This is a genomic window from Bradyrhizobium liaoningense (assembly GCF_018130825.1).
Classification (GTDB): Bacteria; Pseudomonadota; Alphaproteobacteria; order Rhizobiales; family Xanthobacteraceae; genus Bradyrhizobium; species Bradyrhizobium liaoningense_B.
In genome coordinates this window covers 216,256-238,086 of the sequence record NZ_JAFCJS010000002.1, presented here as the reverse complement: position 1 = coordinate 238,086, position 21,831 = coordinate 216,256, and the positions used below count along the sequence as shown (strand labels likewise).

Below are 21,831 nucleotides of genomic sequence, written 5' to 3'. Positions count from 1 at the left end.
CGATTCCGCCGTAGCGATCAGCACCATCGATCAGCGCGCGATTGAGCGATGGCACGCCCGATGCATGGCCCCGAAACCGCTGCCGCCGCGCGCTTGCGCGGGAGGCGGAGTCCGGAGACCACACGAATGATCGCCAATCCCGTCCGCTGGCCCGACGGCGCCAAGTGCGCCTGCTGCCTGACCTTCGACATGGATGCCGACAGCCTGATCCATGTCGAGCATCCCGGTGACGGCAATCAGCGCGTCTCGGGCATCTCCATGCTGCGCTATGGCCCCACCGTCGCGGTGCCGCGCATCGTCGAGACCTATCGGCAGCTCGGCATCAGGCAGACCTTCTTCGTTCCGGCCTGGTGCATCGAGCAATATCCCGCCGCCATCGAGGCGATGCTCGCCGGCGGCCACGAGATCGGGCATCACAGCTACATCCACGAGAACCCGCTCGACCAGACGCCGGACGCGGAATCCCATTGGCTCGACCTCGGCATCGACATCATCCGCAAGGCGACGGGACAGTCGCCGCGTGGCTGGCGGGCGCCACTGTACAATTTCTCGCACCGCTCGCTGGACCTGCTGCTGGCGCGCGGCTTCACCTACGATGCTTCGCTGATGGGCGATGACGTGCCCTATGTCATCAAGAGCAGGGCGAACGGCGGCGAGCTGATCGAGCTGCCGACGCATTGGGGGCTCGATGACTGGCCGCAATATGTCCAATCCTTCGACCTCGACTACTTCATGCCCATACGCAGCCCCAGTAACGGCTTTGCGGCATTCCTCGAGGAGTTCCAGGCGGCCTACACCTATGGCGGGTTGTGGATACCCACGCTGCATCCGTTCGCGACGGGACGGCTCGCGCGCTGGCATGTGTTCGCCGGCTTCCTCGAACGGATGGTCGCGCAAGGCGACGTCTGGTTCGCGCCGATGGAAGAGATCGCCGCGCATGTCCGGCGCGAGGTCGACGAGGGACATTACCTGCCCCGCGTTGAGCTCCTTCCGCAATATGCCGAACCGGTCGGCCGGATCTTTCCACAACGCCAGCGGTAGATCGCGGGTGTGGCATTTCCGCCATTTACAAACCGCCTGGTCGGTTTATAACGATGACATTCCCGGATCGGGGTTGGACAAGCGCTGCTTCCCGCCGGAAGCGGCCAAGTGGGAGATGTGACCAATGACTGCCAGAGCCGCCTTACGTCGCCTGATGCGCGCCCTGCCCTTTGCCGCGACGATCGCCGCGGGCAGTGCCAGCGCTGCCGACCTTTCGCCGCGCTATGCGGCGCCCTCTTCCGCCTACACGGCACCGCAGCCGGTCTATTCGTGGACGGGCCTCTATGCGGGCCTCAACGCCGGCTACGCCGAGAGCGGCGACGATGCCTTCAACAACCTCGTCGGCGTGAGCGGCGGCAAGGTCAAGGGCGCCTTCGGTGGCGTGCAGATCGGCTACAACTATCAGCTCTCGCCGATGTTCGTGGTCGGCATCGAGAACGACTTCGAGGGTGGAGACATCAAGAACCACGACGCCCTCAACAGCGCCGCCGTGAGCATTCCCTGGTTCATGACCGGCCGGGCCCGCGCCGGCATCGCCACGATGGATTCACGGCTGTTGTTCTTCGGGACCGCGGGTCTTGCCGCGGGCGAATTGAAGGACGGCCCCATCAACAAGATGAAAGTGGGCTGGACCGCCGGCGGCGGTGTCGAGTGGGCGTTCCTGCCCAAATGGTCGGCCAAGGCCGAGTACCTCTACACCGAGGTCAAACACGACGATCTGCCGGACTGGAACGCTGCGAAATTCCACACGTTCCGCGTTGGCGTGAACTATCATTTCGACCTGTTCCGCTGATTTGCGGATCGACGACGGGGCCGGATCTTGCGATCCGGCTCCTTATTCATGATGGGCGCTGTTAAGCAGCCGCCTCCGCCGGCACGCGCGCACCAACGCGCGCGATCGCATCGCGCAGCACGCCGAGACCTGCGCCCGGCTTGACACCCTGCTCGGCGAGATGCCGGCGGAACGCACGTGCGCCGGGAACGGCGTGGAAGGCGCCGACGAAATGCCGCGTGATGGCGTGCAGCCGCGTGCCGCGCGCGAGTTGCTCCTCGATGTAGGGCATCATCGCCTCGAATGCGTCCTGCATTGTCGCATGCGGCGCAGCCTCGCCGAAGATCTCGGCATCGACAGAGAGCAGCCGCCACGGCTCCTGATAGGCGGCCCGACCGAGCATCACACCGTCGACATGTTCGAGATGCGTTTTCGCCTCGTCGATGCCCGGGACGCCGCCATTGATAATAATAGGCACGTCCGGCATCGCGCGCTTGAGACGATAGACGCGATCATAATCAAGCGGCGGGATGTCGCGGTTCTGCTTCGGCGACAATCCATTGAGCCAGGCTTTTCGAGCATGCACGATCAGCGCGTCGCAGCCGGATGCAGCCACCGCACGCGCGAGCGTATCGAGCGCCATTTCAGGATCCTGATCATCGATGCCGATGCGGCACTTCACCGTGACAGGAACGGCAACCGCACGCTTCATCGCATCGACGCACCGCGCCACGAGCTCCGGCTCCGCCATCAGGCAGGCGCCGAAGCGGCCGTCCTTCACGCGGTCGGACGGACAACCGACATTGAGATTGATCTCGTCATAGCCAAACTCCTCGCCGATCCGCGCCGCCAGCGCGAGCTCGCGCGGATCCGAGCCGCCGAGCTGAAGCGCCACCGGGTGCTCGATCGCATCGAACCCGAGCAGCCGGTCCCGGTCGCCGTGGATGACGGCGCCGGTCGTCAGCATCTCCGTATAGAGAAGCGCCCGTCGGGTGAGGTGACGGTGGAACACCCGGCAATGCCGGTCGGTCCAATCCATCATGGGCGCTGTGGAAAATCTCCAGCGTAAATCATTCATCTAATTGATATATTACATCTCCAATCGATCCTGCAAGGGACGAACCAAACTGAGAAATCCGGCACGCCGTCCTTGCACTGCCGCGCTATGAGCCGGCACACATTTTCGCAACGCTCTGGCCTATCGCGTTGCGAGCAGGATTCGTGTTCTCTCGTCTTGGAAGTACTGAATCAGAAAACGTCGGTATCCATAGGGGGCAAAGCGCAATCGCAGGTATCGTCGCCACGCGAAACCTGATCCGAGGTATTCGTACCTGCCCTAGATCACCTTCACCTGGTTCGGGTTGCGCGCGGGGTCGCCCCAGAACGCATCGTTCTCGTATTTGCGCCAGAGATCGCCCGGCAGCACGGTTTTGCGACCCGGGGATTCCACGCGTTTACCAACCTTGTGCAGACCCGGCGTACCGATCCTGCGGTCGAACTCTTCGGCGTCGAACTCGATGTTCTGGAAATCATGCGCGAACGGCTTCTCGCCGATGAACTCGTAGACCGCCGCGATCGCCCGTTCCGGCTGGCTGGTCAGCGTCTCATAGGTCAGCGCCAGCAGGCACGCGGTCTGCTCGCCGCAAAAAGCTTCGCGTAGCGCATTCCAGGCAAAGCCGACCATGCCGTTGGGGGCCGCCAACCCTTCGACACGCGAATACACCGTGCCGCCCGGCTCGAAATTGAAGATGCCCGACGGCTGATACTTGTTCTTGCGAATGAGCCGTTCGACCGAATCCAGGATCCAGGGGATGTGGCGCACGCAGCAGATCACCTTGGCGCGCGGAAACAGCTCGGTGATCAGTGGCAGCCGCGCGCACCAATTGCGGTTGGTGTCGAACACCACATGTCCCTTCGGCAGGTCGGCGTAGTAGGTCGAGAAGATCGCCTTGACGAGCTCCCGGCGCTGCTCGTCGGTGATGAAGATCGCGGTCTCGTTGCTCATGCTCATGCTGCGCAGCATGCCGTCGACCAGCGAGCCGACCGGGCCGGTCATTCCGGCGCGAAATCGCGGGTTCTGCCGCAATATGGCCGACAGCAGCGTCGAGCCCGCGCGCGGAAGTCCAGAGATGAAATGGATATCGCCTTGCATGATCCTGCAAACCTGACCGGAGATTCGTGACTAGACTACCAGAAAATCCCGCTGCTGCAGCAGGTTCGGGCTGATACCGTTCAGCGTGACCGAGTGAAGGGCATCGAGCGCGATGACGGTATCGGCCGGGTTGCCGGCGTTGTGGGGATCGGCCGTGATCGCAGCCAGCGCTGCCGCCGCGTCCGCATAGACGGACTGGCTGAGCTGCAGAACGTCATGCGCCACGTCGAAATTGCTTATAGTCGCTGTGGCCGCCACCTGCGAATTGAACTGGAACACGTATGTATCGTTCGTACCCGAGGCCGTGAGCGCGGCGTTGGCCCCCTGCACCGTGACCGTGTGCGATCCGTCATTGTTGGTGACGTCCTGCGCGACCACGGCGCCATTTGCGTCATAGCTGACCAGAGACTTGGCGTAAGGCGGATTGGCGCCGAGATTGAAACTGGCGAACGTCTCATTGGCCGTCGACGGCGTCAGCAGCGTGTTCAGATGCGCATCATCCGTCGGCGTCGTGTTCTGGAATTCGATTTCCAGCGGGCCTGAGCCGACGCCCTGCACCAGGATATGCGCCGTACCGCCAGTGACGGTGACAGCGATGTCGGTGTCGTGGCCGCCGTTGACGGTCGAGACCGTCACCGCATTGGGATCGACGCCTTCGATATGGATGCGGTCGTGCTCGCCGCTGCCGGTTGCCCACGAGAAGTCGGTAATCTTGTCGGTCACGCCAGCGGCAAGATCTGTTCCACGGAAGAAGAACACGTCGTCGCCCGTCCCGCCGGTGAGACTATGCGCGCCGCTACCGTAATGGATCACGTCGCTGCCCGAGCGATCCGGGCCGGCGGTGACGGTCGTGGTGTTTGCCGCAGAATCGTAGACGAAATGGAAATCCGACAGCGTCGCGATATCCTCGCCGGTCACCGCAAGGCTGATCGATCCGGTGGCGCCGCTCAACACCAGCACCCCATTGCTGTAGCTCTCGCTGGTGGCATGGAAGCCATCAACGACGATCTGGTCACGCGTGCCGAAATGCTCGATCGCGTTGACGGGCGCGTTGGCGGCGCTGAATTCCAGTGCGGCATGGCCCGCCGCAGAGAAGTCGATCGCGCCGGACCCTGCCGCACCGTGCGCGGTCAAATCGAGCGTGCCGTTCTCGATCGTGACGCCGCCGGTGAAGGTGTTCGTTGCCCCCAGCACCAGCGTTCCCTCGCCATCGAGCAGCAGACGTCCCGCGCCGGTCTGGCCGCTGGCATCATGCGAGCCGGTCATGTCGGCGATCACGTCGCTGATCGTGATGATGTGCGTCGCATCCGGCGCAAAGGTGATGGTCTGGTTGCCCTGAAGGAAGATGCCGCTGCCGAACGCCGAGCCTGCATGGGCGCCGGTCCAGGTCACGGCGGTGCCGCCAGTCACGCCGCCGTTCTGCTCGCTGCCGGAGCCGGCGAAGATGAGCGTGCCGCCCTGCTGCACGAAGATCGCGCCGCCGGCGCCGAGACCACCGCCGCCATAGGCGCCCGTGCCTCCGGCGCCGCCGCCAAAGCCGCCCGCACTGCCATAGCCGCCACCACCGCCGCCGCCGCCGAAACCACCGGCGCCGCCGCCATGCTGGCCGGCGCCGCCGCCGCCACCGAAGCCGCCGGCGCCGCCATATCCACCGATGAAGGACGGCCAGATAAAACCGCCGCCGCCGCCACCGCCGCCGAAGCCGCCCACACCGCCCGTGGCGATCGTGCTGCTGCCATTGACGGTGCCGACACCGCCCCCGATGCCACCGCCGCTGCCCGGGTTGCCGTATCCAGAAAAGCCGAAATAGCCCGCGCTGGTGTAGAATCCGATACCCAGACCGCCGCCGCCGCCCTGTGCACCGCCAAGATAGGCCGGGTTCGTGCCGACGACCTGTCCGCCACCTGTGGCCGCGCCCACTGCGATGCCGGCACCAGCGCCTGTTCCTGTGTAATAGGGCCGCGGATGGCTGGCGCCGGATGCATGAATGCCAATTCCGCCACCGCCCTGGAAACCGCCGGCACCGCCGAGTCCACCGCCGCCGCCGTAAAGCGCAACACCCATGTAACCGATCGCGCCGCTGCTGTTGCCGCCGATTGCCTTGTCGTTGGCGAAATTGACGTTGGACAGCGTCACCGTGCCTGCCGATGCGATGAACAGGCCGCCGCCGAGGCCGGCGCCGCCGCCGCCACCGAAATTGCTGTCGCCGCCCTTCGCCACGGCATTGATGATGCTGAGATCGTCGATCTCGACGCTGCCGGCGTAGACGAACAGACCCGGGAGGCCGTGAGCGTCGAGCACATGGCCATGGCCGGCGATGGTGAGCGAGGCGCCCGGCGGAAGATTGAAGGCCGGCAACTGATCAGCGAGCTGCAGATCACCGACCACGTCGAACGTGTAGTGCGCGCCGGCTTGCGCGCTCGCACCGGAGACGTCGATCGCCGCGATCGCCTTGGCGAGATCGGCTGCCGAGGTGATGGTCCAGGTGTTTGCCACCGGCGTGACCGTGACGTTCGAGCCCGCCGAAGCCGGTCCCGTGATGCCGTCGATGGTCGTCGCGGTGACCGTGATGCTGTGCGCGCCGCTGCTGACCGACTGGAATTCGCTATAAATGTCGAAATGGCCTGATACATCGACCGTGCCGGTGCCGATCACCGTGGTGCCATTGTCGGCATAGAGCTTGATGATGGTGCCGGCCTCGCCGCTGCCCTTCACCTCGACGCGCCCGACCGCGTCGGGCACCGCGAGCACCGACGCGACGACGGGCGCGGCGGGCGCCACGCTGGCGTCGAACGCAGCCGCGGGGCTGGCGTGACCGAGGCTATCGGTCTGGATGACCGTGACGTGCTGGAGGCCGGGGCCGAGCAGCGCGCCCGCAGCCGGGTCGGTCGTCACATCGAAATGACCGGATGCGTCGACCGCGCCGGTGCCGATCACGGTGTTGCCGAGCATCAGCGTGATCGTGTCGCCCGGCTGGCCCGAGCCCTGCAGCTCGATGACGCCGTGATCCGCGGCGACCCCTACCTGGCTGATGCCGGTGACCGGAGCCGGATCGACATACATCGCAAAGCCGGTCGACGGCGCGCTGACGTCGGCGCCGGCCGCATCGGTGGCGGTCAGCGTATGATTGCCGTTCGCGAGCGCCACCGTGGTCGTGATGGTGAAGGTGCCGTCGGCTGCCACGATACCTGTGCCGATCGCGGTTGTGCCACCATCGGCATAGAGCGTGATGGTCTCGCCGACATGCTGGCCGGTGCCCTTGACGATGAAATCGTGGCTGGCATCGATCTGTGTCGCGACCAGCGGCGCCACCGAGGTGATGACGGGCGCCTTCGGCGTGACGTCGATCGCGACGCCCGCGGAGACGGGGCTCGTCAGATTGCTGCTATTGGTCTCGGTCGTGGTGATGACGTGGTGACCGCCGGGCGCATCGACGCTGAAATCGAAATGCCCGGTCTGATCAACCACGCCCGAGCCCAGCAAGGTCGTGCCGTCGGCATAGACCTTGACGGTCTCTCCCGCCTCGCCGGTGCCTTGAATTTCGATCGTCTGCGGCGCCGTCGCGATGACGGCCGAGATCACCGGCGCAGTCGGCAGGACGGTGACGTTGAACGCGGTGGAGAGCGTGCTGGTCAGGCCGTCGGCGTCCGCTGCCGTCGCCCGCAAGGAATGGACGCCCTCGGCGAACGTGGCGGTGGTGACGATATCGAAAACGCCGGCGCCATTGGCGACGCCTGATCCGACCACCGTGCTACCCTCATAGAGCGTGACGGTGCTGCCCGCCAGCGCATTGCCCTTGATCTCGACGGTGCCCCCGTTGACGCTCTGCCCGACGATCGAGGTGATCACGGGTGCCTGCGGATCGACGTGGAACGTGAAGGGGAGCGCCTGGTCGCTTATCAGGTTTGCGGAATCCTGCGCCAATGCGAGCAGCGTATAGTTGCCGTGGCCGATCGGCTGGGTCGCCGTGAAATCGAAATGGCCCGTGGCATCGGCCCTGCCGGAGCCGATGTACTGATCGCCGGACTGGTTGCGGACCCAGATGTTGATCGTGATGTTGGGATCGGCGCTGCCTGCCACCTCGATCCTGGCACCGTCGAGCGGCTGCCCGACCACCGCGATCACCGGGGCTTTCGGATGGACGTCGAAGGCGAGCACGCCCGACGGCGGGCTGACGAGGCCTTGCGCGTTGGTCTCGGTCACATTGACCGTGTACTGGCCATCAGGCAGGTTCGGCGTCACGAAGTCGTAATTGCCGCTGCCGTCGGTCACCGTGGTGTATATAAGGGAGCTGCCGCCGGGCCCGCTGAGATGCAGCGTGACGGTCTGGTTCGGCTCGCCGCTGCCCTGCAGATGCACGCCGACATTGGTGGCCAGCGCCGTCTGTCCGGGCGCCAGCGCGACCGACGGTGCGCTCGGCAGCACGTCGACGACGAGCGAGGCCGTGATCGGAGTTTGGCCGGCGACCGTCTGCGTTGCCGTGACATGATACTCGCCATCCGCAAGCGCCGAGGTCGAGAACGTGAAACGTCCGGAGCCATCCGGCGTAGCGGTACCAACCTGATTGCCGTCGATGAAGATCTGGACGGTGCTGCCCGGCGCCCCGCTGCCGCTGAGCACGACCTGGTTGCCGTTCAGCGGCTGGCCGACGAGCGTGATGTTCGGCGCGATGATCCCGGTCAGCGCGATGCCGCCGTTGTAGGCCGTCACGTTGAACTGGGTGGTCGAGTAATTGAAGCTCGGGTCGAGATGAAGCTGGGCGCTGTGCGTGCCGTCGCTGATCGTGAGCACATTGCCGGCGCCGAGCGTCGCAGTCGCGCCGGCGGCAAAGCCGGCCAGCTTGATCGTGTCGCCGGGGAGGAAGCCGTCGATCTCGTTGAGCGGCGTGGCGCCCTGATCGATGATCAGGGTCGCCTGCGCACCCGACTGGAAGGTGATCGCGCCGCTCCCGGCCGCACCGGCTGCGGCCAGCTCGACCGTGCCGTGCTCGGCGAGTCGAACACCGCCGGTCACGGTCTCCGTAACGGCGATCGTGAGCACGCCATGGCCGGCCGCGCCGAAGTAGCCGGCGCCGCTGAAGCCACTCGAAGTGACGGTGTAGGTGGCCGAACCCGACACGGTCAGGGAGTCGTTGATGAGCGAAGCAGGCAGCGTCAGCGCGCTGCTGCCGGTGATGTCGATGATCGTTGCTGCGATCGCGTCCAGCACGACCGTGCCGGCGCCGTCGATATGGAGCGTGCCGGTCATGTTGCCGGCGATCGAATCGGAAATATGGATCGTCTGCCCGAGCGAGGGAGCCAGCGTGACGTTGCTCGATGCGGTGAAGAGGCCCGCGCCGATGCCAGCGCCGTTGGCGCCGGCGTTCCCACCCGCGCCGCCGAGGCCGCCCTGCACCGCGTTGCCGGCAACGGATGTGCTGCCGCCAATGGTCAGCGAGCCGCCGGAGGCGACGAAGATGCCGCCGCCAAGCCCGGCGCCGCCGCCACCGCCGCCGCCGTGCTCCCTGTTGTTGCTGTCAGATCCGGCTCTGCCGCCGGCGCCTGCGCCGTAGCCGCCGGAGCCGCCCGGATATTGAAACTGTAACTGCCAGGGACCATATCCGCCGCCGCCGCCGCCACCCAGGCCGCCGCCGCCGCCGAAGCCGCCGCCCGACGTGTTCCAGTTGCCGCCATCGCCGCCCGTCTTGATTCCGGTCAACCCACCATTGGTGGCGCCGCCACCGCCGCCCCGGGATCCGAAATTGGAGTAAAGCCCTTGGCCAGCGCCGCCATTGCCACCGACGGCCTGGTTGCTCAGCACGTTGACGTTGGTCAGCGTGGCCGTGCCGCCACTGCCGATGTAAAATGCGCCGCCCGCGCCGAGACCGCCGCCGCCGCCGCCGCCAGCCGCCGCCGCGTGGCCGAGATTGGTGATGCCGGCATAGCCGTCCTGACCGCGCTCGACCATGTGCTGCATGGTGACGTTATCAAAGGTGACGACGCCGGACTGAACGGTGAAGCCGCCATAGAGGTTGCCGCCGTCGATGGTGTGGCCGTTGCCTTCGAAGGTCAGCGTGTCTCCGGCCGCGATCGTCAGGAATGGCAGCACCGCGCTCAGGTTCAGGTCCGCGGTGAGATTGATCACGTAGTTGACGGGCAGACCCGAGATCGGATTGCCGTCGATGGTCTGGATCGCGGTGACGAGCTCGGCCGCCGTCGAGACGTTGTAGACCGGCTTGATCGTCAGCGTGCCGGTGCCGGTGTGGGTGATGGACTGCTGGCCGTGGAATTCGCCCTGCAACAGCACATTGCCCGCCCCCGACACGTTGATGGCGGTGGCCGTGATGTCGTTGAGCAAGGTGACGTTGCCGGAGCCGGAAATGTTGAGGACGCCGGTTCCGATGCCCTGCGTCAGCACGACGATGCCGGACGCGTAGATGTTGAAGGTGCCTTGCGTGCCGGCGACGAACTGATCGATGGTGAGTGTTTGTCCGGCGTTGGACGTCAGGCCGATGGTGCCGCCGTAGTTGAAGATATCGTTGCCGATGCCCTGGCCCGCCGTCCCGCTGGTACCCCATAGGCTGCCGCCGCCGGCGCCGCCCGTTGCACCATTGTTGGAGAAGGTCCAGTCGGTGATATTCAGTGCACCGCCGGAAGCGACGAAGACCGCGCCACCGAGGCCCGCGCCGCCGCCACCACCGCCGCCACCGCCTCCGCCACCAGAGGTTCCAGTGCCGCCCATGCCGGCGCCGTAGCCGCCGGCGCCGCCACCGCCGGGCGGAAAGGATGTGACCGGACTACGCCCGCCGCCGCCACCGCCACCGCCACCGCCGAAATCCCCGCCGCCTCCGTTGGCGGTGAAATGACCACCCGCCCCGCCATAGCCGAATCCCAGCTGGCCCGGGCTCGATGCGCCTCCCGTCGTAACGCCCTGGTCGCCATTCGGCACGCTCGGTGCGTAGATGCCGCCCTGACCGCCATGTCCGCCGAAGACATGATTGTCGGTGAAAGCGACGTCGGTCAGTGTCGCCGAGCTGCCGGCACCTATGAACAGCGCGCCGCCCGCACCGAGTCCGCCACCGCCGCCGCCATACTTCGACGCAGTTCCCGGTGACGACCCGTCACCGCCGTGCCGGACGAAGTCGGCGACGGTCAGATGATCGATCGTCACGTCGCCGGATCGCAGGACGAAGCCGGAATAGGTGGCGGCGCCGTCGATCTCATGGCCGAGGCCATGGATCGTCAGCGTGTCGCCGCTGGCGAGATTGATGTCGGGCAGCGCGCCGTCCAGCGTGAAGCTGCCGACGATATCGATCTCGTAGTTCTGGTTGGTGGCGGAGAACACGCCGCCGACGCTGATCTCGTTGATCGCACGGACGAGCTGCGCCGCGGTCGACACACGGTAGACCGGCGCCTCGTTGAGGATGACCTCGGTGCCGCCGGCACCATCGGACTCCAGCACGAATCCGTGCGGCGCGATATTCTGCTGGGCTGGATCGAAGTGGATGGTCGCAACCGGCGCGCCACCGGGGCCCGTCAGCGTCAGCACGTTGTTGACGAAGCTGCCGATGCCCGTCGCGTTGATCGTCGCAAGATCGATCGTGTCGCCGACGCCGAAACCGTGCACGACGGCGCTCGGCATCGCGCCTGTGACGGACAGGGTCTGCATCCCCGTGCCGAAATTGATCGATTGAAGGCCAGACAGCCCACCCTGGAAGGCGGCGACATTGTCGCCGTCGCCGAGATCCAGCGAGCCCGCCAGCGAGACCGACGCGGTGAAGGTGACGGTGATGATCTGGGCGCCGAATGCGAGATCACCGCTGCCGCTGAACGCATTGCCGAACGTGCCGGAATGGGCAATGACGAGGTCGCCATTGTCGACGACGGCGCCGCTGCCAAGCGTGCCCTGGCCGCCGAGCGTGAGCTTGGCGCCCGCATCGATCGTGGTGCCGCCGACATAGGAATTGGCGCCGTCGAACTCGACGGTGCCCGGTCCCTTGATCTCGATCGAGACACTGCCGCCGTTGCCGCCCTGGTCGGCAATCCCGTCGGCAATCGTGATCGCATTGCCGGACGTCGGCGCGAGAACGATCGACTGATTGCCCTGGAAGAAGATGCCACTGCCGAGCCCCTGGCCAGCGCCGGGCATATCGTACAACTGATGAGCAGCCTGGATCGCGCCCGCAGCGCCGCCGGCGACGGAGCCGCCGGACAGCGAGCCGCTCTCGAGGATCAGGGTGCCGCCTTCCTGGACGAAGACCCCGCCGCCGGCGCCAAGGCCGCCGCCGCCGACGTCGCCGATCCGCGACTGGAATGTCCCGTCGGCAAGATAAGCGAGCGCGACGCCGCCATTGCCGGCGCCGAATCCGCCGAGGCCATCGTGACCGCGGAGCCCGCCGCCACCACCGCCGCCGCCGAAGCCGCCATTGCCGCCGGCACTGTTGGCGCCGCCGCCATAGGAGTCATTGCTGTTGTAGCCGCCACCGGCACCGCCGCCGCCGCCGAAGCCGCCCTGTGCACCGGGGCTTCCGGCTTTCAGGTTAGCGAGAAAGGCGCCGCCGCCGCCGCCACCACCGCCAAAGGCGCCGGAGGCCGGGGACGATCCGCGATACGACGTCGCTCCTGCGCCGCCTCCGCCCGGAAGATTCGACAGGCCGAGCCCGCCGCCGGCGCCACCCGCATAGCCCCAGCCGGTCAAGCTCTGGTAGTGATTGAGATGGTACACCCCGGTCGTGGAGCCGGCGGCTCCATCGATGCCCATGCCGCCGCCGCCGGCGCCGCCCTGAAATATCCGGCCGGCCGGGTTGACGCCACCACCGTCGCCGCCATGGGCCGCGTTGTCGAGGAAGGTCACGTTGGCGATCGTCGCCGACGCGCCGGCCGCGACGAACAGGCCGCCGCCAAGTCCGGCGCCGCCGCCACCACCGCCGATGCCGCCATCGCCGCCTTGCGCCAGCGTGTGCGCGATCGTGAGATTCTGGATTCTCACATTGCCGGCGTATTCGAAGAAGCCGCGATGGGCGCCGGCGCCGTCGAGCTTGAAACCTGCGCCATCGATCAGCAGCGAGCTGCCGGTGTCGAGATTGATGGCCGCGAGCTGCGTCGAGGCCGCGAGCGAGGCCAGCGAAATGTCGCTGGCAAAGTGGATCGTATAGGCGACGTTCTTCGCGTAGGACGTGCCGCCTTGGCTGATCGCGGTGAGCGCCGCGCTGAGCTCTGCGGCGGAGCTGACGTTGAAGGTGGTCTGGATGGCGACGACCTTGGTGCCGCCCTGACCGTCGCTCGTCACGCCGAACGGGCCCAGCGTCTGCGCCGGATCGAAATGCAACGTCGCGACAACGGCGCCGCCGGCATCCTTCAACGTCACGACATTGCCGGCATCAACGGAAGCCGTGGTCGCCACCACCGACCGGAGGTCGATGACGTCGCCATTGGCAAAGCCCGTGATGGTCTGGGTCGGCACGCCGTGCTCGAACACGGCCGTCCCGCCCGACGTCCCGAAATTGATCGTGCCGCTGCCGGTGATCGATCCGGCGAAATCTGCGTTCGCGGCATTGATGGTGACGGTGCCGTTGTTGACCACCGTGCCCTGGAAGATCGCGGACGCGTTGATGTTCAGCGCGCCGTTGTCGGTGACGGTGTTCGCAAAGGTCGTCGCCGCATTGACGTTCAGCGCGCCGCTGTCGATGACCGTGCTCGCGAATGTCGTGACAGCATTGACGTTGAGCACGCCGCTGTCGGTGACCGCGCCGGCAAAGGTCGTTGCCGCGTTGACGTTGAGGACACCGCCGTCGCTGACCGTGCTGGCAAACGTCGTTGCAGCGTTGACGTTCAGGGTGCCGTTGTCGGTGACCGCGCCCGTTCCCAGCCCGCCGGGCGCCTCGATGTTGAGCGTGGCGCCGGCGTCGACGGTGGTCGTGCCGACATAGCTGTTCGCCGCGGCGAAATGTACGATGCCGCTACCGGAGATCTCGACATTGCCGGTGCCGCCATTGCCATGCTGATCGGCGATGACGTCGGAGATCGTGAGATCATCGCCGGAGGCCGGCGCGAAGGTGACCGTCTGGTTGCCCTGGATGAAGATGCCGGAGCCGAGCGCCTGGCCGCCTTGCGCAGCCGTGCCGATGGTCCCAGCGGCGCCGCCAGCGACGGTTCCTCCCGACAGCGAGCCGCCGCCGACGATGAGATGTCCACCTTCCTGGACGAAGATGTCACCGCCGGCGCCAAGACCGCCGCCGCCAACCCCAAGCAGACCGGAGCTGCCATGGCCGCCACCGGCGCCGCCGCCATAGCCGCCGGCGCCGCCAAAATATCCGCCGCCTCCGCCACCACCGAATCCGCCGGCACCGCCGGTGGTGTGTAGTCCGGCCGAGCCGCTCGCCCCACCGCCGCCGCCGCCGCCGAAGCCGCCATTGCCGCCATTCGTGCCCAGCCGCGAGATTTGGGACGTATCGATGGCGTTCATGTAGCTGTAGAAGCCGCCACCGCCGCCACCGCCGAACCCACCGGTTGCAGCCGGCGTGTAGTTGGTGAAGCTTCCGCCGGTCCACGCGCCGCCGGCGCCGCCATGCGCAAGCCCAGCTTGGCCGGGAATGTTGAGTCCGGCGCCGCCGCCGGCCGTGCCGTCGAACGCCGTTGCGACGTAGGTGGAATGGCCTTGCGGCCCTCGTGTCGCGTCGTGCCGGTATTGTCCGGTGTTGGCGCTGGCGGCCGATCCCATGCCGCCGCCGCCGGCGCCCCTGTTCGCGCCGCCGTCGAGGCTGCCGCCGTTGCCGCCGACCGCCCTGTCGCCGCTGAAGCTGACGTCGCTGATCGACACCGTCGCGCCCGCCGCCACGAACAGGCCGCCGCCCAATCCGGCGCCACCGCCGCCGCCCTGCGTGCCTCCGGCGCCGCCCTGCGCCAGCGTGTGGTTGATGGCGAGATTGTCGATCGCGACATTGCCGCCGTAAACGAACAGGCCGCGATAGACGTTGCCGCCATCCAGCGTATGCCCGCCGCCATGGATGATGAGCGAGCTGCCGCTGGCCAGATTGATCGCCGTCAAGTTGGTGCCCAGCGAGGCAACCGAAATGTCGGCCGCGAGCTCGATCGAATAGCTGCTGTTGACAGCGGCCGCCGAGCCGCCCTGGCTGACCGCGAGCAGCGCCGCATTGAGCTCGGCCGCATTATGGACGGTGTAGACGTTGGCCGGCCTGATCACCGTGCCGGTGCCTGAGGCATCCGTCGCAGACGCGAAGCCGTAGGTCGCGCCGCTGAAATGCAGAGTGGCGGTGTTGGTGCCGTCGGTCACCGTCAGGATGCCGGTCGCCGCATTGAACGATTGCGAGAACTGCGCGGAGTTGTGGTTGATCCCGGCGAGGTCGATCGTATCGGTCGCGCCGCTGAAGCCGGTGATGGTGCCGGCGAAGCTGGCGGGATGATCGATCTTCAGCGTTCCCGACGTACCGCTGAACGTGATCGTCTGCCCGGCGCCGACATTGCCGCCGAACTCGACCGTTCCGTTGTCGTCGAGGATCACGGCACCCGACCCGGTGACGTTGCCGGCCACCAGCAGCGTGCCGCCGCTCTCCGCCTTCAGCGTGCCCGAATTGGTGACGCTGCCGGCGAGATCGAGCGTGCCGGCCTTGGCGTCGATGGTTCCGGTGTTGGTGAGCGCGGTCGAGATCGCCGTGGTGCCGCCGCCGGTTTTTTCATAGCTGCCGGCGACATTGACCGTACCGGTGCCCGCGCTGGAGGAAATATTGAAAGCCGTGCCGCTGGCGGACGCATCGGTGAAGGTGACGCCGGCGTCGATCTTGAGCACCGCGCCGTTGTTGAGTTGCAGCGTATCGCCGGAAAACGCCCCGCTCTGCGCGGAGCCGTGCAGCTCGAGCGTTCGGCCGTCGAGCGTGAAAGTCTGGTTGTTGGCATTGAAGAACGTCGCAAGTCCATTGACGACCGTCGCGCCGCTGCCGCTCTCGGTGCCGCCGGTGAACGTCGCCCCGTTGGCGTCGGTCAACGTTCCCGTGCCGGACAGCGTGCCGCCGGACTGGCTCAGACTGTGGATAGTCTCAGAGACGTCGCCAAGATCGACATTGCTGGTAATGACGAAGTCGCTGTCGACGGCGACATTGACGGTCATTCCCGCCGTGGTCAGGCTGCCGTCGGTCGCGGTGACCGTAAAGCTCGCGGCGGGATTCTGGGTCCCGTCGTTGACGAAGATCACCTGGCCCGCCGCAAGCTGGGCCTGGGTGAAGCTGGTGATCGCCACGCTAGGGGCGCCCGACAGCGCCACGTAGCCGTGAACGGTACTACTGACGTTGAACGTCAGCTGGCTCGCCGTATTGTCGATATCAGCAGCGCTGAGGTCGGCGGTGGTGATCACCGTCGACGTCCCCTGCAGCAGCGAGGCCGCCGCGTCTCCGGAGAGCACCGGCGCATCGTCGGTGCCGGCAATCGTGATGGTGATGACCTGCGTGCTGCCGGCCGTCGTGGTGACGGTGAAGGTGTCGGTAAGAGCGGCGCCGGCATTCAGCGCCTGGACCGTGGCATTGCTGTTGTTGAGCGTGTAGGTCCACACCCCACCTGACGTCAGGACGTACGTCCCATAGCCGCCGGTGCTGGCCGTCGCGGAAGCAACCGCGACAAAAGCCCCCGTGGCGGTCGTCAGCGTGCCGGTGGTGACCGGCGTTCCCGGCGTGCCGTTGTTGACGCCGCCCGCCTCGGTGACCGCGCCGGTGATTGCACCGGTCACCGCGGCCGTATCGTGAGCGCCATTGATGGTGATCGTCACCACCTGCGCGGTGCCATCGATGGTGGTCACCGTGAACGTGTCGGTCAGAACAGCGCCGACATCGAGCGCCTGCACCGTCGGATTGTTGTCGTCGAGCGTGTAGGTCCACACACCGCCCGAGGTCATCGTGTAGGTGCCGTAGCCGCCGGCGCTCGCCGCCGGCGTGCCGACCGCGGTGAACGTATTGGCCGGATTGTCGACGTCGCTGTCGGTCAGCGTGCCCGTTGCGACCGGCGTTCCCGGCGTGCCGTTGTTGATGCCGCCCGCCTCGATCACCGCGCCGCTTGTGGTGCCCGACACCACCGCCGCGTCATTGGCGCCGTTGATGGTGATCGTCACCACCTGCGCGGCGCCGTCGATGGTCGTCACGGTGAACGTGTCGGTCAGCGTTGCGCCGGCGTTGAGCGCCTGCACCGCGGAGTTGCCGTTGTCGAGCGTATACGTCCACACGCCCCCCGACGTCATCGTGTAGGTGCCGTAACCGCCGGCGCTCGCCGTTGCCGTGCTGACCGCGGTAAAGGTGTTGGCCGGATTGTCGGCGTCGCTGTCCGTCAGCGTGCCCGTTGCGATCGCTGTTCCCGGCGTGCCGTTGTTGAGCCCGCCCGCCTCGGTCGCCGCGCCGCTGCCGGTGCCCGACACCACCGCCGCGTCATTGGCGCCGTCGATGGTGATGGTCACCACCTGCGCCGTACCATCGATGGTCGTCACCGTGAACGTGTCGGTCAACGTTGCGCCGGCGTTGAGCGCCTGCACCGCGCTGTTGCCGTCATCGAGATGATAGGTCCATGCCCCGCCCGAGGTCATGGTGTAGGTGCCGTAGCCGCCGGCGCTCGCCGTGGGCGTCGCGACCGCGGTAAAGGTGTTGGCCGGGTTGTCGATGTCGGAGTCCGTCAGCGTGCCAGTCACGCTCGGCGTGCCCACGACCGCGTTGCCGACGCCACCCGCTTCGATCACCAAACCCGCGCTCGTGCCCGACACGACCGCAGAATCATTGGTGCCAAGGATCTTGACGGTGACGGACGAGGTCGTGCCGTCCCAGCTCGTCACGGCGAAAGTGTCGGTATAGGTCTGCCCGGCGACGAACTCGTCATGTGCCGAACTTGCGACATAGCTCCAGGCGCCGTTCGTACCAACCGTGAAGATGCCGTATTGCCCGGGCGTACTCGCCTGCGCAACGAAGGTTTCGGGACTGTCGACGTCGTGGATCGTCAGCGTGCCGTTCGTCGACAGCACTGAATCGGTCTCGCTCAGGTTGACTGAATCGGCCGAGAGCACCGCGGCATCGTTGGCGCCGTTGATGGTGATCGTGACCACCTGCGCGGTGCCGTCGATGGTCGTCACCGTGAACGTGTCGGTCAGCGTGCCGCCGGCATTGAGCGCCTGAACCGCGCTGTTGCTGTTGTCGAGATTGTAGGTCCAGACGCCGCCCGACGTCATGGTGAAGGTGCCGTAACCGTGGTCACTCGCCGCGGCCGTCCCGACCGCTGTGAAGGTGTTGGCGGGATTGTCGACGTCGGTGTCCGTCAGAGTGCCGGTCGCGCTTGGCGTCCCCGCCACAGCGTTGGCGACGCCGCCCGCTTCGGTCACCGAGCCGGCGCTGGTGCCCGAGATCACGGCTGGGTCGTTAACCGGCTGCACGACGATATCGACGGTAGCCACGTTGGAATCGGCGAGGCCGTCATTGACCTTGTAGGTGAAGCTATCGGTGCCGTTGTAGTCGGCGACCGGCGCGTAGGTGAATGAGCCGTCGGCATTCAGCGTCAGCGTGCCGTGGGCCGGACCGTTGACGAGGATCGAGTGAAGCGCATCGCCATCGGGGTCGCTCGCGCCGGCAAGCACACCCGCGCCCGGCACCACCAGCACATGGTCTTCGTCGGTCGTGTAGCTGTGCGCGACGGCCACCGGCGCGTCGTTGGCGCCGTTGATGGTGATCGTGACATATTGCGTGGCGCTGGTCGCGGTGCCGTCGCCGACCACGACCGCGTAGGTCAGCGTGAGCGCCTGGCCCTGCTTCAGGAAATCGAGGTCTGCCGCAGCCGGCTGGTAGGTCCAGCCGAACGTCGTGGCGGCGCCCGTCGATAGGTGACCAGTGGAGTCGATCGCAAAGGCGGCATTGTCGGTGAGCGCCAGCGCGCCGGCCGGCAGATTGAAGGCGTGCCCGTCGAGGCTCACCACCGGCGCGCCGACCACCGAAGCCGTCAGCGTGTCGCCGACGTCGCGGTCGCTGGCCGAGATCGAGCCCGCCAGCGAAATGACCTGCGCATGGGCATCGGCCGCCTCGTTGGCCGCCGCGGTGTCGCCTGTCACCACGGGCTCGTCGTTGGTGCCGGCGATGGTGATGGTCAGGGTCTGCTGGTTGCTGGTGATGAGTCCGTCGCTGACTTCGACCGTGTAGGTCAGGACGAGGCTCTGCCCCTCCCGCAGGAAATCCAGGTTGGCCGCGGACGCATCATAGGTCCAGCCTACGCCGGCAGTGCCGCCGTTGGAGCTGCCCGCATGGAATGACAGTGCGTTGTTGATCAGCGACGCCGCCCCTGCCGGCAGGGCGAAGGCGTGGCCGTCGAGAGTCACGACCGGAGAACCGGCGATCGAAGCGGTCAGCGTATCGCCGACGTCGGGATCGGTCACCGGCAGGGTGCCCGTCAGCGTGATGTGCTGCGCGGCGGCGTCAGCAGCTTCTCGGGTGCCCCCCGATGCAGCGGCCAGCACGGGCGCATCCTCGTCGCCGGTGATCGTGATGGCGACGTTCCGGCTTGCCAGCCCCCCATGACCGTCACTGACGGTCACGGCATAGGTTTCCGTGACGGTCTGCCCGGCCCGCAGGAACTGGACGTCCGCGTTGTCGACGAGATATTGCCACGTCGCCTGCCCGCCGAGGCCATTGACGGTGTCGGCAGACAGATGCGCGCTCATGGTCCCGAGCCCCAGCCCGCCCGCGCGGGTCGAGCTGACGAAGGTGGCCGAGACGACATGCGCGTCCGCCAGATCGACGTCGGTGAACGCGATCGCACCGTCGGCATGCAGCCGCCCCTGGGCATCGAGCGCCGTATCCTCCTGCACCGCACCGGTTGTCTGCGCAGCGCTGATGACCGGAGCATCGTCGACCGCACTGACCGTCAGCTCGCGCGTGGCGACGGCCGTGTCGTGCCCGCCGTGCGCGCTGCCGTCCGGGTCCTGCACCGTCACGGTCAGCGTGCGGGTCAACGGCGAGGGATTGTCGCTGGTGTCGGTGTAGAAGACCGCTCGCAACGCGGCCGCAAAATCCGCAACCGACGGCTGCTGGCCGGCCTTCGCCGTAAGCGTCAGCGTGCCGGTGGCCGCATCGAACCTGCCCTCGATCAGCGTGGTGTTCGTAAACGACAGGATGTCTTCGCCCGGCTGATAGTTGCCGGTGATACGGACCGTCGCCTGCAGCACAGTGCGGCTGTCTGGATCGGACAGCGTCAGCGCCGGCGCAATCGCGACTGGCGTTTGCTCGAGCGCAGCCAGCGGCGCCGATCCGGAATTGAAAGATAGCGACGGCGGATCATTGACCGGCGACGCCGGGGTCGATGCAATTCCGGGACCGGCTCCGCCGTTACCACCTCCGGGCATATGGGGAGCGACGTCCGCACCGGTGCTGACCGGCGGGCCGTGGCCCGAAGCTCCATCAGGCAGAGACGATGGCGCGCCGCCTCCCGGATCGTACGAGACAGGTGGAGGAGACGACGAACCGTGTGTACCGGCACCGTTCCACGAGTCGCTGCTATGGCGGTCCGCAAGGTTCTTGATCTGCAGAATGTTGTTCAACGCATCCAGCTCGTCTGCCCGATCGGCGTCCGTCTTTACCTGCTCGCTGGTTGCTATCTGAGCTGGACCAGTCGGCTTCAGCTCCAGCTTGCCGCCTTCGCTGCTGATGATTGCAATGGCATTGCCGTTCCGATCATAGGCGGTCGCCTGATGCCGCCCGTCGTTCTGATGAAAGATGGTCAGCGTGACCGATCCATCGTCCGGGGAGATCTCGCCGCCACCGGCCGAGCCTGCAATCCTTGCCGAACCGATCGGCGTTCCAATCCGCATCTCGCCCGAATTGGCAATCTTGCCGGACGCGAAACTGAACGATCCCTGGATGAGATCGACGACTTCCAGATTGGCGCTGCCATGCGGGTCGAATCTGAACTCACTCAGTACGAGGCGCGAACCATGCCCGATCTGGAACGCGCTGCCGTCGTTGAAAACCAGGCCAGCCGCGCCCCCGCTGTCGGTCTGGACCACGTCTCCCTTGAGCAGCACATCGCCGTTGTTGAGCGCCACCACGACGCCGTTGCGCAGGACCGTCACCTGGCCTTCGACCCGTACTGCGTGTCCGATCACCTGCATCGCCGGCGGCGGTGCGTCCTTGGCAGCGTCCTGTCCGGGAGCAGCTGGCCCGGCCAACACAGCGACGATTTCGCCGCTCAGCCTGGCACCATCCAGCGACCGCAGCGCGTGCAGGTTTTCCGATTTGAAATAGCCGGCAACTACGTGGCTCTTTCCGTCTGAGCCCGTCAGCATCAAGTCGTCGCCGGCGCGCTTCAGTTCCGCGTTGACGAGATGCGTATGCGTATCCTGAATCGCCGCGGCAGACGCGTCCGACGCGCCCTCGGCCGAAAGCTCTTGCGAAATGGAGAGCGAAAAATATCGATCACTGCCGACATGCAGCATCATTCATTCCATCTGAAAACGGTAGCGCAAACGAGGCGGAAGATGACCGCCGAAACACATCCGACCGACGCTGTTGTCGTGCTCTCCATCTACCGACCGATGAGAGCCATCCTCCTCACCAATGCCATTCTCATTCAGCGCAGCCCGGAAGCGACGATTCCTCAGCGGACCCATTGGTACGGTGTCGAGCTGCCGAAGGCTGCGAACCAGCGTTCACACGCGCCCATTTTCATCAATTGTGCTTACCCGCCCGGCGCGCATAAAATCCGAAAATGCGTTTACCTAGATCGCGACATGCTCTCATTCCGCGCACGAAACTCTGCTGCGAAATCAATGCCCGCAGCGCCATGAACCACTGCGGCACTTTCCGCAGCGGGTCCAACATGTGCGGTAAAGATCGAGACCGGCCGGAAAGGTCGACCACCAAAAA

6 protein-coding genes are annotated in these 21,831 nt (G+C 66.4%); 3 read left to right on the top strand and 3 right to left on the bottom strand.

Annotation, left to right across the window (positions count from 1 at the left end; genetic code table 11):
- The first annotated feature begins 126 nt into the window (after positions 1-126).
- On the top strand, positions 127-1,041 hold the full coding sequence (locus JQ603_RS09605) for a polysaccharide deacetylase family protein (protein WP_212338709.1): 915 nt from the start codon (positions 127-129) through the stop codon (positions 1,039-1,041).
- A 124-nt stretch (positions 1,042-1,165) separates the two neighbouring features.
- A complete protein-coding gene (locus tag JQ603_RS09600; RefSeq protein WP_212338706.1) occupies positions 1,166-1,834 on the top strand; it encodes an outer membrane protein in 669 nt (222 codons plus the stop codon).
- A 61-nt stretch (positions 1,835-1,895) separates the two neighbouring features.
- On the opposite strand, the gene dusA is transcribed toward JQ603_RS09600, so the two are convergent.
- From dusA to JQ603_RS09585, 3 genes are all read right to left on the bottom strand, one after another.
- Positions 1,896-2,891 carry a tRNA dihydrouridine(20/20a) synthase DusA gene (dusA, locus tag JQ603_RS09595; RefSeq protein WP_212338704.1) on the bottom strand — a complete coding sequence of 332 codons (996 nt, stop codon included), beginning with the start codon at positions 2,889-2,891 and terminating at the stop codon, positions 1,896-1,898.
- Between the two features lie 258 nt (positions 2,892-3,149).
- Positions 3,150-3,965: a sulfotransferase family protein gene (locus JQ603_RS09590; protein WP_212338702.1), complete on the bottom strand. Its 816-nt coding sequence runs from the start codon at positions 3,963-3,965 to the stop codon at positions 3,150-3,152.
- A 30-nt stretch (positions 3,966-3,995) separates the two neighbouring features.
- Positions 3,996-21,404 (bottom strand): beta strand repeat-containing protein, encoded by a 17,409-nt coding sequence (locus tag JQ603_RS09585; RefSeq protein ID WP_212338701.1) that lies wholly within the window; start codon positions 21,402-21,404, stop codon positions 3,996-3,998.
- Positions 21,405-21,443: 39 nt separating this feature from the next.
- Between JQ603_RS09585 and JQ603_RS09580 the strand changes: the two genes are divergently transcribed.
- The gene (locus JQ603_RS09580; RefSeq protein WP_212338700.1) at positions 21,444-21,752 is read left to right on the top strand and encodes a hypothetical protein; all 309 of its coding nucleotides are present in this window, start codon (positions 21,444-21,446) and stop codon (positions 21,750-21,752) included.
- Positions 21,753-21,831: the final 79 nt, after the last annotated feature.

Excerpts from the sequence above, each read along its gene's own strand:
- JQ603_RS09605 (WP_212338709.1), top strand. The coding sequence starts at position 127 with ATGATCGCCAATCCCGTCCGCTGGCCCGACGGCGCCAAGTGCGCCTGC.
- JQ603_RS09600 (WP_212338706.1), top strand. The coding sequence starts at position 1,166 with ATGACTGCCAGAGCCGCCTTACGTCGCCTGATGCGCGCCCTGCCCTTT.
- dusA (WP_212338704.1), bottom strand. The coding sequence starts at position 2,891 with ATGAATGATTTACGCTGGAGATTTTCCACAGCGCCCATGATGGATTGG.
- JQ603_RS09590 (WP_212338702.1), bottom strand. The coding sequence starts at position 3,965 with ATGCAAGGCGATATCCATTTCATCTCTGGACTTCCGCGCGCGGGCTCG.
- JQ603_RS09585 (WP_212338701.1), bottom strand. The coding sequence starts at position 21,404 with ATGATGCTGCATGTCGGCAGTGATCGATATTTTTCGCTCTCCATTTCG.
- JQ603_RS09580 (WP_212338700.1), top strand. The coding sequence starts at position 21,444 with ATGACCGCCGAAACACATCCGACCGACGCTGTTGTCGTGCTCTCCATC.